Raw genomic sequence first — 12,110 nt, 5'->3', positions numbered from 1 at the left:
GAGAAAGTTAACAGCACCTTAAACATGTAAGAGTCAGCCGGCGATAATCGGTGCCGGAGGGCCTCACTCGCATCACGCGAGTTGTGGGGAGGTTTTGGAAGGGACGAGCGTTACAACGACGCAGTCGGATCTTTTTGGGAATCGAGTGACGGTAGTAGTGATACGTTTCGCATTTCGATGCCGCTGGCCGGCATCGAAACGATTTTGAGTTTAAAATGGCATCGGAGAGCTGCTATGACGGAATATTGAATTTGGTGCCGTCCTTTTGTCACCCTTGTTTGAATTCCTGAAAAGTGCCGTCAGAATAGAAAATAAGCACTTTTTCGATCTTTTTGTCCGGTAAAACGACCGGTTTCTCCTTAACGACATTCGGCTGTGTGGGCTGCGGAGCGGGAACTGCTTTTTTACGCGATTCTAAGACGGGTTCATTAACTGTCGCGGGGGCTGTGGCAGGCAGTGGCTCGTCGTCCAGAATCCAACTGATGCCGAGGTCGGGGAAGCGCTTTACAATTTTTTGTACCATGTCCAGACTCGGCTTGTTTCTTCCCGCAAGTATATGTGACATACTCGATCGTTGTATCCCTATTTCATCAGCAAAGAGCGACGGGGTGATATTTTTGTCAATCAGTATCTGTTTAATCTTGTCAGTGAGATCCATGTTGTAATTTATAAAATGTGATTACAAAAGTAAACACTGCGAATTAAAATTGCAATATATAAAAGTTAATTACTACAACATGACTAATTTGAATAAGTAAATAGATGTCAGTTGTAAATCATAAACTATATAATTGTTGTATGAATACATTTGTAAATGACAGGTTCGGGCAAAAAAATAAGTGCGGCACGAAGATTTCATGCCGCACTCAGATTGCGTTATTCGGATGATTTTCCGGAGAACTACACCGCTACGCTATTGTCGCGAAGCGCATCATTCAGTGAAGTTTTGAGGTCTGTGCTTGGTTTACGCTTGCCGATGATCAATGCGCAAGGTACGTGGTAAGTACCTGCCGCAAACTCCTTGGGCAATGTTCCAGGGATTACAACAGAATCCTCAGGTATATATCCTTTGTATTCCACAGGCTCGCTGCCGGTAACGTCGATGATTTTTGAGCTACCTGTAATCGTTACTCCTGCGCCCAAAACGGCTCTTTTTCCAACACGGGCACCTTCCACAACAATGCAACGCGAGCCGATGAAAGCACCATCTTCAATAATTACGGGAGCTGCCTGAACTGGTTCGAGTACCCCTCCTATTCCTACTCCGCCGCTCAAGTGAACGTTCTTTCCAATCTGTGCGCAGCTTCCTACGGTTGCCCAGGTATCCACCATTGTACCTTCATCTATATAGGCACCGATGTTTACATAGGATGGCATGAGCACTACTCCTTTGGAGATATAAGCACCATAGCGGGCCACAGCCGGCGGCACTACCCTTACTCCAAGCTGCTCGTAGCCGGATTTTAGTTTCATTTTATCGTGGTACTCGAAAATCCCAACTTCACTCACGTGCATTTGCTGAATTGGGAAGTAGAGAATGATGGCTTTTTTTAGCGCTTCATTAACAATCCATCCCCCATTAGCATTGGGCTCCGCCACACGCAGCCTTCCTTTATCAACCTCCTCTATGATATCGCGGATAAAATTCTTTGCTGATTCTTCTTTCAATAATTCCCGGTTCGCCCAGTAATTCTCAATTTGTTCAGTAAAATTCATGTTAAAGTATAGAGTTAATAATAATCATTTAATTGATTGTAAATCAGATAGTTATGCGCAGAATTAATATAAAACCGAAATATTGATTTACTAGCAGCGCACCACACTCACGAGAGCAGGAACTATGGCACAATATTATAAGTTATTAATGTAGAATCAAAGCAGCAAAAGGAAGAATAAGGATATAGATTAGCTACTATATTTAGTAATTTAAATAGCTCAGGTTACTAAAATTTTGCACTGCGTTTTACTAATTTACTAAACGCGGTGTCTTTTTGACTCGTAAATACCTAATTTGTTATATTTCCTGTATATGCTTTTCATCCGCATACATTTTTATTAATATTGCGGCTGAAATAACCAATCTACCTCGATATGTCAAAAGTAAAAGTCGCAATCAACGGATTTGGCCGCATCGGTCGCCTTGTTTACCGTCAAATCTATAACATGGAGGGCATCGATATCGTAGCCATCAATGATTTGACAAGTCCAAAAGTGTTAGCACACCTCCTCAAATACGATACTGCACAAGGACGTTTCGACGCAGATGTTAAGTCTACCGACAATTCAGTTGTCGTAAACGGCGAAAACATCGTAATCTACGCACAACGCGATCCTTCGCAAATTCCCTGGGCTCAACACGATGTTGATGTAGTTCTCGAATGTACTGGTTTCTTCACCAGCGCAGAATCTGCAAGTGCACACATCAAAGCAGGTGCTAAAAAAGTGGTTATCTCCGCTCCTGCTACCGGTGACCTGAAAACAATCGTTTTCAATGTAAACCACAACATTCTCGACGGTTCTGAAACCATCATCAGCGGTGCATCTTGTACTACTAACTGCCTTGCTCCAATGGCGCAGGTATTGGAAGACAAGTTTGGTATTGTTAACGGCTTGATGACTACCATCCACGCCTATACTAACGACCAAAACACCCAGGATGCTCCACACCCGAAAGGTGATTTGAGAAGAGCAAGAGCCGCTGCACAAAACATCGTTCCAAACAGCACCGGTGCTGCAAAAGCGATCGGCTTGGTATTGCCTTCACTGAAAGGTAAACTCGACGGCTCCGCTCAGCGCGTTCCTACTCTTACAGGTTCATTGACTGAATTGACTGTTGTTTTGGGCCGTGAAACCAGCGTTGAAGAAATCAATGCTGCTATGAAAGAAGCCGCCAACGAAAGCTACGGTTACACAGAAGACGAAATCGTGAGCAGCGATATCATCGGTATCAGCTACGGTTCACTGTTCGACGCTACTCAGACTCGCGTTCAGAAAGTAGGTGACGTTCAGCTTGTTAGAACTGTTTCATGGTACGACAACGAAATGTCTTACGTGTCTCAGCTTGTAAGAACTGTTTACTACTTCGCCGGCTTGATCCAGAAGTAATATAACATACTTTAATACAAAAGGGCCCGTCCCGGCATATGCTGGAACGGGCCCTTTTCTGTATAGCTCGTGCTAGACGAGCTCTGCTTTAATGTATTTGATGGTATAACCCTTGGCCGTGAAAATGCCTTCGTAATGCGTACGTACACCATGATGCTCGTCCAGCAAATGCGACTGGTACAAATCGTAGGTATGCTCGATAATGCGGAAATTCGGCGCTTCGGCGAGTGTCTGCAATGTGTATTCATACAGGAAATCGCTGTCTGTTTTAAGAAAAAACATCCCTCCTTCTTTCAGGAATCCCGCATATTTAGCGAGGAAACTTGGGTTGGTAAGCCGGTATTTCTCGTTGCGATCCCGTACCTGCGGGTCGGGATGAATGAGCCAGATCTCACTCAATTCCCCTTCTCCGAAAAACTCTTGCGAATATTGAATACCTGCCCGGAGGAAAGCGACATTCGATAAATTCTGCTCGGTAGCGAGCGCGCTACCCCGCGCGATCCGGTCGCCCTTGATATCGACACCGATGAAGTTCTTTTCCGGGAATTTCTTACCCAATCCAATTGTATATTCCCCTTTGCCGCACGCCAGCTCCACTACAATCGGACTTTCGTTGTTAAAGTATAGCTTGTTCCAATTGCCTTTTACTTCCGAGTAGAGCGGTTTCCCTACTTGAACCACATTTTCTGCCTGCTCACTAAACTTGTAATGATGTAACTTTCTTCTTGCCATTATACTTGTATGCTCTATAAACTTTCAATGTCTGCGACTACAAAGGTACTACCGCCAACGTAAATTGCGTCGGTCGATGCGGAATCCCTGACAGCCTCTTCCAGCGCTTCGTTTACATTTCCGAAGGTCTTTCCTGCCAAGCCGTGTTCAAGGGCTCTGGATCGCAATTCTTCCGCCTTTAACGCCCGCATGTTGGAGGGCTCACAGAAGTAATATTCCGCATCCCTGGGAAACAGCGATAACATGGTCGAAATATCCTTATCGCCGACAAAGCCGATTACAAACCGCTTTCTTCCTTCACAAAGCGTATCGAATTGAGCCAGGGTGATGGTGAGCCCCGCGGTATTGTGTGCCGTATCACAATAAACGTCAGGATTTTGGCGCAGCTGCTGCCAGCGTCCTTTCAGCCCTGTGATCGCACTTACGGATTGTAGTGCCCTTTTAACCGAATCGTCTGTTATTTTCCAGCCTTTTTTAACAAGTACTTCTTTCGCAGCCCATACCCCGGCAATGTTCTTCAATTGGTACGAGCCGGTCAGGTCCGCCGCCAGGTCCTTTGAGACAGTAGCTCCCGAAACCTTTTCTATCACATCCACGAGCATCTTACCCGCTGCGAGTTTGCCAAACTTCACCTCAAATGCATTGGACGCAAACGTCAATGGTGCATTTGAGGTCTTGGCCGCTGCGGTAATTACGTCCCCGATCTCCGCATTCTGGTATTCACTTACCACAACCGGAACACCGTTTTTGATAATTCCTGCTTTCTCGCCGGCGATTTTGCCCAGCGTATCGCCCAGGAATTGCATATGGTCGAAGCTAATATTGGTAATAACCGATAGCTCCGGTGTGATCACATTCGTCGAATCCAGCCGGCCGCCCATACCCACTTCTATCACGGCCACGTCCACATTCGCTCTCTCAAAATAGGAAAAAGCCATTGCCACAGTCACCTCAAAGAAGGAAGGAGATAATCTATCGATGTTAGATTTTTGATCAGCAACAAACTCGATAATGAACTCCTCGGGTACACACGCGCCATTTACGCGTATGCGCTCACGAAAGTCCTTTAAATGAGGGGAAGTATACAATCCCACCCGATATCCCGACTCTTGCAGGATAGCAGCCAGCATATGCGACGTACTTCCCTTACCGTTGGTGCCGGCAACATGGATGGTGGGATACTTGTCCTGTGGATCGCCGAGGGATTTACACAATTCCCTGGTAGTATGAAGGCCCGGCTTGAAAGCACGGGCCCCGATATTCTGAAAAACCGGCAATCTGTCGTACAGATATCCGATCGTTTCCTGATATGTCATTTAGGTATTAACGTGAACGTATTTTAAAAGTAATGGTACCAATCGATTCATCTGGCACATTGGCCGATTTCGGCACGAAAGTGAGGTCCCTGACGGCGCTCTTATACTTGTTGACCACCGCATAATCGGTAACAGTTGTCGCCTGGGTAATCACGCTCTTCACACGGCCATTGCGATCGACGGTAATTTTGAAGGTAATATCACCCGTGGCATCCGAATTATCATCTACAACCGGTCTTCTGGACCAGCTCCAACCCGATAGGTTAAGCCCCACGTTCGTTCCACCTCCGCCGCCTTCGCCTTTGTAGGTTTTGGCGAAAAGGCTACCGGTTTTGGATCCTTTATCACCTACACCTTCCGCGTCGTCGCCATTATTGTTACCGCCAATGCCTGTCTTGGTTCCATTCGTACCGTTGCTTCCTGATTTGCTGCCGGAAGATTTGCTGAATAATGCATCCTTGTTGACGGCCTTCTCCGGAGCTGGTTTCGACACGGGTGCCGAAGCGTTTTCACTACCAGTCGATTTTTTCACGTCAGTCTTCTCCGGAGCTTCCACCGGGCTCTCTACCTTAGAAGTTATCGCGGGCTTCTCAGCGACGGTTTTTGCAGGCTTTGGCGATTCTATTTTAGGCGGTGTGGGAGGTGTCGGCTTCGGCGTAGCTACCGATTTCACCTTTTTAACCTCTTCCGCATCCGCTTTCATGTTCTCTCTTACCTTGCTGTCGTTGGGTTTATTGTAGGTCTGCACGTCCCCTCTTCCCACTTTACTGGTTCCGTAGTTGACCTCGACGAACAACTCCATGGGTTCGACTTTCGGAAGTGATGAGCTAAGACGGATGAAAAAGAATATGCCCAACATGGCCGCGGTAATCCCGAAGGACCACGCCCATGATATTGCGATTCGCTGCCGGTCTTCTGCCTGTAATGTGATCATTTATCAAAAAATGGGTTTTCTTTCGGAAAACGTAAAAGTAGTAAAAAACGTATGCAACAAAAAAGGAGGTCGACTGACCTCCTTTCTCTATTTCCAGGTTTAGAACCTTATTTTTTCTTGAAAACCCAACCTGCTTCGCCGATTACCTTTTTCAGTTCGTTGGCAGCGCGGTAGGCATCCGATTCATTGTCAAACCCATCCACGGCAACCTTCACTTTCTTGCTGCGTTCGTCTCCGGGGATAATCAATGCTTTTGTGAGTCCTTTTTCTTTCAGCTGTGCGAGCAAAACATTTGCTTGTTTGGTTCCTTTGAATGCACCGGCGACCACGTAAAATTTCGCAGAAGCTACCTCCCCAGGCTTGGCCTCCGCTACGGCAGGTAATGTAGTCGGTACGGTTGTAGCGGTTTCAGTTGTAGCGACAGGCGCTGAGTCTACCGGCATGGAATCCACTTTCGCTGCAACCACTTCGGCAACTGGTGCTGGTTTCGGCGCTTCAACTTCCTCGTTCTTTACCACGGTTGTTTCAGCAGCTTCTTTACGGCTGAACATTTCCGAGAACGGGTTCAGCGTGCTCTTGATATATTCATTCTCCGTATTGACCAGAAAAAAGCTCAATCCGCAAAGCAAACCTGCGATTACCGCCGCCGCAGCCCAGCCTGTCCAGCGACGCGGCCGTGCTTCGGTTTCCAGTTCAACCACTTCAACATCGTCGCTGATGTATTGTGCCGGGTTTAATGCAGCAACCGGACGAGCCTGTGTTACAGCTGCTTTGATCTTCTCGAAGCCGTACCACTCATCTTTAAAGTACTTACCTGTGTTAGGTTCAAACACCAACTTGCCTTCCACATTCTGTTTGAACTCACCAATACCTGCAATGCTGGCTTCGCCGTTAATATCGAGGCCGGATCTCAGGCGATCGGTATAACCCTTGATGTAATCCACCGCATCTGCGTGTGTCACCTTCTCGTGACGCGAAATGTAGTTTGCCAGCAAGCCATCATCCAGCTTCAAATACTCATTAAACGCAAGTCTTTTGACAGGCGGCGCGAAAATCCCCGAATTACCATCATAAACCGCAGGTACCTGATGCGAGAGCAAGGCACCGAAGCCGGGAATGATCACGAATTCGTATTCTCCAATGAGTTTCCGAATGACTGTTTCGACTGCTATCATGAAGCAAAGTTTGGTGTTAACTGAGCGAAGTTAAAAAGAAAAAGACAATCCCGCAATAAAGTTCAGGCCTTGTTGCGGGTAGTATTGATACCGCTGGTAACGTTTACCCAATACGTTGTTCAGGTTCACAAATGCAGAGAAGTTCCTGGTTAACAGGTAGTCGATTTTAAGATTCAGGTCGGCGATTACCGGAAGTTTTGTCACTTCTCCGGTCTGAAAATTTTTCGCTTTCAACCCTCTCAGCATATAAAAATCCGCCGTTACAAAGAGCTTTTTGCTGATGGTAAGGGCATTGAACCAGTTCAAAGTAAGGTCAGGACGATGCCATGGTTCTTCCACCTTATCCACCGCATAATCGAAGAAATTCGCCTTCAGGGAAGTTTTGAACAACTCATTGAAATTATATCCGGCCTGCGCGGAAATCGTCAGCACCTTGGTCTTACCCGGATCGTAAATGGCCGAGAAACGTGAGGTATCCGATAGCGAGTTGTTGTAAGAGTAAAAATTCCGATAAGAGGTGTAAGCCACTTTACCCTCGTAGTTAATGCCGGTGCCGGTCTCGCCTTTCACTCCTGCGCTGATATCCGAAGTCTTTTCGGTATTCATCACGAGCACATTTGGTCCGAGCCACTGGTTCTCGCTCAGCATGCTTCTCAGCGTATTCCGTACGATATCGCCATTCCAGCCTGCGAAAATGTGTATGCCTGAAAACGGGGTCACATCCAGGTTGACAGCAGGAAATGCCTTCGTGCGGTTGATATCCAGCTGGCTATCCGTCTCATTAACAGCATTAATACCTGCCGAAACCGAGAACATGTCGTTCACGTACTTGAACGTAGGTTTAACACGGAACAAGTTACGGTTGTAGGTAAAGTAATCGACACGCTGCGACACATAAGCGTCGGCTTCCAGCAATGCAAAAAACGTTTCTGAAATAGGTACCGAGGCCGTGAGGTTAGTCCCCCAATCGATTTCCGACGCATTGTAGCGGTCTTTCAGCGTATTCAGGCTCGTTTTCACCGAATAATCCACCAGTACCGAAGCGTCGGTGTTTTCAAAGCCCAGATTGAACCCAAACTGGTTGAGCGTCTGGCGAATCGTATCGCGGTCCACTATCACACCTTCCGGTTGCGGTTTGTAGCCGTAGAAGTAATAGTTCTTGCGGTCAAAATTGAAGCCTGCATCGACTTTATACTTAGAACGGATATACTTGCCGCCAATCTTGAAACCGGTGGCTGCATTAGCCGAATTCTTACCATCTACGGGCCCGTTCGCGGCTGAAAGGTGTTTCAGCTGCACGGTATATGCGAGGTCTTCCTTGGGTCTTCCCCCCACAAACAGTTCGCCAAGGAAACGGCCGTAGTTACCGCCGCCTGCTTTCACGTAATTGTTCAGCACATCGGGCTCGTCCTTGCGGCTCTGCTCGTCCGACGAAGCAGCTACCGCCGGGGTGAGTTTCGGGGAAGCGATGTTGATTTCCGGATCGATGATCTGATAAGACACCTTCTTCTTGCCGGTTTCGCCTTTCACTGGCTGCACCTTGTCGAAAACCCGGTCGGCCGGGGCAAATTCTATGCTTTTATCCTTTAAAATTTCGTATGTCTGGCTTTCAATCTCTCCTTTTTGCGCAACCGCGAACTGGGAAGAGAAACCCAGCGCCAGCAAAAACAGGGAGGAACGTAATATCTTGGAATGCGTCATGGTAACGGGTTTTTCTGTTTAATGAAACCGTAATTCACGGGTTACTTTTCAATTTTGTTCAACTTCTCTTTGGCCATTTCAACCGCCTCCTTATCATCGGAATTCTCGATAATGGAGTTAAGCGTCGCCTTCGCCTGAACCTTCTCGTTCATGCCCACGTACACGTCCGCAAGCAGGATAAACGAGCGTGCGCGCCAGAAGTCGTATCCCTCGAAATTTTTACCCATATCAATGATGGCAGTCTCCGCTTCCTTGTATTTCTTCTCTTTGTAGAGGACCATGGCCGACCAGTAAGCTGCTTCCGCACCGAACTCATCTTTGGATGAAGCCGAAACTTTTCGGAACTCTTCGCCGGCCTTTTTCAAATCGCCCTTCTCGTAAGGTACCTTACCGAGGTACAGGTGCGCCTTTCCGAGGCTTGCAGGAACGATATTGCCCATGTTAATGATCTCTTTCGCATAATACAGCGTCGAGTCGTAGCTTTTCAATGTGAAATACGTATCCATCAGGCCGGTCCATGCAGTAGCCTGATCCTTCTTGTTTTCGGCATTGCGCGAAAGCACCCGGAAGCTCGTCACCGCATTGTTGAAGTTACCGCGACCGATTTCCAGCTCAGCCGAACGCTGCGCTGCTGCTCCAACAAACTGCGAGCGGTTTTGCTGAACCACTTTACCGTAATATTGAAGTGCTTCATTCACGCGGTTAGTCTTGTCGTATGATGAAGCGATGAAATAAGTAGCATCATACTGGTGCTTGCTGGCGGGGTAACTTTGCAAGAAAGCCTGTAATGCCGTAATCGCATTATCGTACTTCTCGGCGTAATACAGGTTACGCACATTGTCGAACTCCACACCTTCCAGCTTCTCGTTGCCAGGGTTGTTTTTACGCACAACACCCAGCACCTGGTTGAACTCCTCCGGACGCCCCACTGCCGAGTAGCTTTCCTGGATACCTTCCAATGCGCTTTCAGCAGACGGCGAATCGGAATATTCGGTCAGGATCTTGCGAAAATCGACGATTGCCTGCTCGTACACCTGCAAGTTGTAATATGACTGTGCGCGGCGCAGCAACGCAGCCGGAATAAGCGTGCTTTTCGGCTTCTCGTTGATCATCCGGGTAAAACCCTTCACCGCTGCCGAATAGCTCTGGTTTTGGAAATCGATGTCTGCCAGCTGGAAGTAGGCATTGTCCAGGTGCTTCGACTGCGGGTACTGGCTGATCAGCAACTCGAACTGGCGTTTTGCTTCCGCCTCGCGGTTCATGTACACATAGGCGCGAGCTTTCTGGAACAACGCGTAATCCTTATCCACTTTACCTTTCGCTGCTACCTGCTCGTACGTACGGATGGCCTCGTTGTAGTTCTTGGCAGCGAGGTAGCAGTCGGCCAGTCTCGCATGTGCGTCCTCGATCATATCCGCCTCCATTCCTTCGATGTTGTTGGTAAAGTCTCGGAAGTAGGGCAGCGCCTGGCTGTATTTCTTTTGGTTATAATAAATATATCCCAAAGCGTACAAGCTTTTCTTCGAGTAAATGCCTGCTTTGGGGTTCTTGGCAATCTGGTTGTACAGCGTCGCCGCTTCATCGACACGCTTTAACCCATAAACCGACTCCGCCTTGTAAAACGATGCGGAATTGAAAAGCTCCACGTCGATCGGGTATTTCAGCGACTTCTCGAACATTTCAATTGCAGGTTCAAAGCGTCCCGCATTGAAATCCGTCACACCCTGGTTATAAGTCAGCCTCTGATAGGTACTATTTATTTTAGCATTACGCGATTTCAGGCCCTCAATGTACTTTATCGCTGCCGAACTATTGCTGGCGCTGGCGTATCCTTCGGCCACTAATTCGGTCGCTTCCTCGGTATGTTTGCTTTCCGGGTACTTCGCCATGTAGTTATTCAGCTCCTTTACGGCATCGGTGTTATTACCGAGTTCCAGCTGCACTTTTGCATGGTTATAAGTCGCTTCTTCTTTCACTACCTGGTTGAAATCCAATGACGCAGCATTGCCGAATGATGTTAAAGCATTACTTAAATTAGTAGTCTTTAAGTTGCTGATTCCCAGTATATATGAAGCGTACTGCGAAACAGAGTCCTTGCCGTTTCCGATTGGCTTCAATGAGGTTATTGCTCCCTCAAAGTTGTTGTTGCGGAACTGCGCGTGGCCATAATGCAAGGCCACTGTCGGCGGTACTGCACCTGGCTTCATACGCTTGTAGCGCTCGTAAGCTTTAACGGCATTAGCATAATCCCCTTTCTCGTAATAGACCTCTGCTACATACAAAGCAACATCGTCGAGCTTGGTGTTACCCCGCTGCGCACCAAGAATGCGTTCACCGTAGGCAAGGAGCTCATCAAACTTTTTAAGCTGATACAGCGAAGAAATGATCCAGTTAGGGGCCTCATTCTTATAATAAGGATGCTCTTCAATCCGCTTGAAATCCTGATAGGCTTCTTCGAAGTTATTTTTCTGATAATTGATGACGCCGGCGTAGAAAGATGCATCGCCCGCATGCTCGAAACCCACCTCTGCTTTCACCTGGTTGAACAACGGAAGAGCGAGATCAGGTTGCTTGGTATTGTAATAAGACATCGCGAGGCGGTAGGTGCTTTCCAGCCTCCCCGCTCCTGCCCCCGGTAAGTCTACTGCCTTTTCCAGGTACGTAATGGCCTTTTCGTAGTTGCCGCTTTCATAATAATACTTTCCCAAATCACTGTAAATAAGCTGCGCTTTGGGGTGTTCGGCGTGGTTCTTGACAAACCTGTCAACCTGCACTTCGGCCTCGGGATAGTTCAGATATAGGCCTGTTACAGCCACATAATACTCGGCCGTAACCTTATTGTAATCGCTCGTGCTGAGCAACTTATCCTGCGAATTCAGGAATTCGCCGAATTCCTGCCTTGCAGCTACGTAATTGGACTTTGCGTAATATTCGAGGCCGTTGCGAAAATGTGCTTCCGGCTCCGTAATACTAAGCGTATTCTGGGCTACTACGGAAGACGCGCCTACACATACAAACATGCCGATGGTGGAGGCGCTGCGTTTAAAAACCATAGATACTGAGTTGGTGGAGTTTTGAATTAAGTTTTTGTGGTCTGCCATATCCTGACAAAAGAATATTTTGGTCCTCACTTACCGCTTAAAATTG

Annotated in this window: 9 protein-coding genes; 1 reads left to right on the top strand and 8 read right to left on the bottom strand. The window is 47.5% G+C overall.

Annotation, left to right across the window (positions count from 1 at the left end; translation table 11 throughout):
- Positions 1 to 268: 268 nt before the first annotated feature.
- Together CLV60_RS27635 and CLV60_RS27630 are read right to left on the bottom strand one after the other, a co-directional pair.
- Positions 269 to 658 carry a helix-turn-helix transcriptional regulator gene (locus CLV60_RS27635; protein ID WP_106598641.1) on the bottom strand — a complete coding sequence of 130 codons (390 nt, stop codon included), beginning with the start codon at positions 656 to 658 and terminating at the stop codon, positions 269 to 271.
- A gap of 242 nt (positions 659 to 900) precedes the next feature.
- Positions 901 to 1,716 carry a 2,3,4,5-tetrahydropyridine-2,6-dicarboxylate N-succinyltransferase gene (locus CLV60_RS27630; protein ID WP_106598640.1) on the bottom strand — a complete coding sequence of 272 codons (816 nt, stop codon included), beginning with the start codon at positions 1,714 to 1,716 and terminating at the stop codon, positions 901 to 903.
- Between the two features lie 375 nt (positions 1,717 to 2,091).
- Between CLV60_RS27630 and gap the strand changes: the two genes are divergently transcribed.
- The gene (gene gap / locus CLV60_RS27625; RefSeq protein WP_106598639.1) at positions 2,092 to 3,105 is read left to right on the top strand and encodes a type I glyceraldehyde-3-phosphate dehydrogenase; all 1,014 of its coding nucleotides are present in this window, start codon (positions 2,092 to 2,094) and stop codon (positions 3,103 to 3,105) included.
- A 72-nt stretch (positions 3,106 to 3,177) separates the two neighbouring features.
- On the opposite strand, the gene trmB is transcribed toward gap, so the two are convergent.
- The 6 genes from trmB to CLV60_RS27595 all read right to left on the bottom strand — a co-directional run bounded on the left by trmB (position 3,178) and on the right by CLV60_RS27595 (position 12,016).
- Positions 3,178 to 3,837 (bottom strand): tRNA (guanosine(46)-N7)-methyltransferase TrmB, encoded by a 660-nt coding sequence (gene trmB, locus CLV60_RS27620; RefSeq protein ID WP_106598638.1) that lies wholly within the window; start codon positions 3,835 to 3,837, stop codon positions 3,178 to 3,180.
- 14 nt (positions 3,838 to 3,851) lie between these two features.
- Positions 3,852 to 5,153, bottom strand: coding sequence for a bifunctional folylpolyglutamate synthase/dihydrofolate synthase (locus tag CLV60_RS27615; protein WP_106598637.1), 1,302 nt, complete (start codon positions 5,151 to 5,153; stop codon positions 3,852 to 3,854).
- A gap of 7 nt (positions 5,154 to 5,160) precedes the next feature.
- Positions 5,161 to 6,087, bottom strand: coding sequence for a hypothetical protein (locus CLV60_RS27610; protein ID WP_106598636.1), 927 nt, complete (start codon positions 6,085 to 6,087; stop codon positions 5,161 to 5,163).
- Positions 6,088 to 6,194: 107 nt separating this feature from the next.
- Positions 6,195 to 7,262, bottom strand: coding sequence for an HU domain-containing protein (locus CLV60_RS27605; protein ID WP_106598635.1), 1,068 nt, complete (start codon positions 7,260 to 7,262; stop codon positions 6,195 to 6,197).
- A 30-nt stretch (positions 7,263 to 7,292) separates the two neighbouring features.
- A complete protein-coding gene (locus CLV60_RS27600; RefSeq protein WP_106598634.1) occupies positions 7,293 to 8,963 on the bottom strand; it encodes a TonB-dependent receptor in 1,671 nt (556 codons plus the stop codon).
- Positions 8,964 to 9,004: 41 nt separating this feature from the next.
- Complete coding sequence (locus tag CLV60_RS27595; protein ID WP_229211152.1) at positions 9,005 to 12,016, bottom strand: tetratricopeptide repeat protein; 3,012 nt, start codon at positions 12,014 to 12,016, stop codon at positions 9,005 to 9,007.
- Positions 12,017 to 12,110 lie beyond the last annotated feature (94 nt).

Source organism: Dyadobacter jiangsuensis, from assembly GCF_003014695.1.
GTDB lineage: Bacteria > Bacteroidota > Bacteroidia > Cytophagales > Spirosomataceae > Dyadobacter > Dyadobacter jiangsuensis.
The sequence above is the reverse complement of the archived record's forward strand: the minus strand, read 5'-3'. Positions and strand labels throughout refer to the sequence as shown.

Coding starts and splice junctions, on each gene's coding strand:
- CLV60_RS27635 (WP_106598641.1), bottom strand. CDS start 658: ATGGATCTCACTGACAAGATTAAACAGATACTGATTGACAAAAATATC.
- CLV60_RS27630 (WP_106598640.1), bottom strand. CDS start 1,716: ATGAATTTTACTGAACAAATTGAGAATTACTGGGCGAACCGGGAATTA.
- gap (WP_106598639.1), top strand. CDS start 2,092: ATGTCAAAAGTAAAAGTCGCAATCAACGGATTTGGCCGCATCGGTCGC.
- trmB (WP_106598638.1), bottom strand. CDS start 3,837: ATGGCAAGAAGAAAGTTACATCATTACAAGTTTAGTGAGCAGGCAGAA.
- CLV60_RS27615 (WP_106598637.1), bottom strand. CDS start 5,153: ATGACATATCAGGAAACGATCGGATATCTGTACGACAGATTGCCGGTT.
- CLV60_RS27610 (WP_106598636.1), bottom strand. CDS start 6,087: ATGATCACATTACAGGCAGAAGACCGGCAGCGAATCGCAATATCATGG.
- CLV60_RS27605 (WP_106598635.1), bottom strand. CDS start 7,262: ATGATAGCAGTCGAAACAGTCATTCGGAAACTCATTGGAGAATACGAA.
- CLV60_RS27600 (WP_106598634.1), bottom strand. CDS start 8,963: ATGACGCATTCCAAGATATTACGTTCCTCCCTGTTTTTGCTGGCGCTG.
- CLV60_RS27595 (WP_229211152.1), bottom strand. CDS start 12,016: ATGGTTTTTAAACGCAGCGCCTCCACCATCGGCATGTTTGTATGTGTA.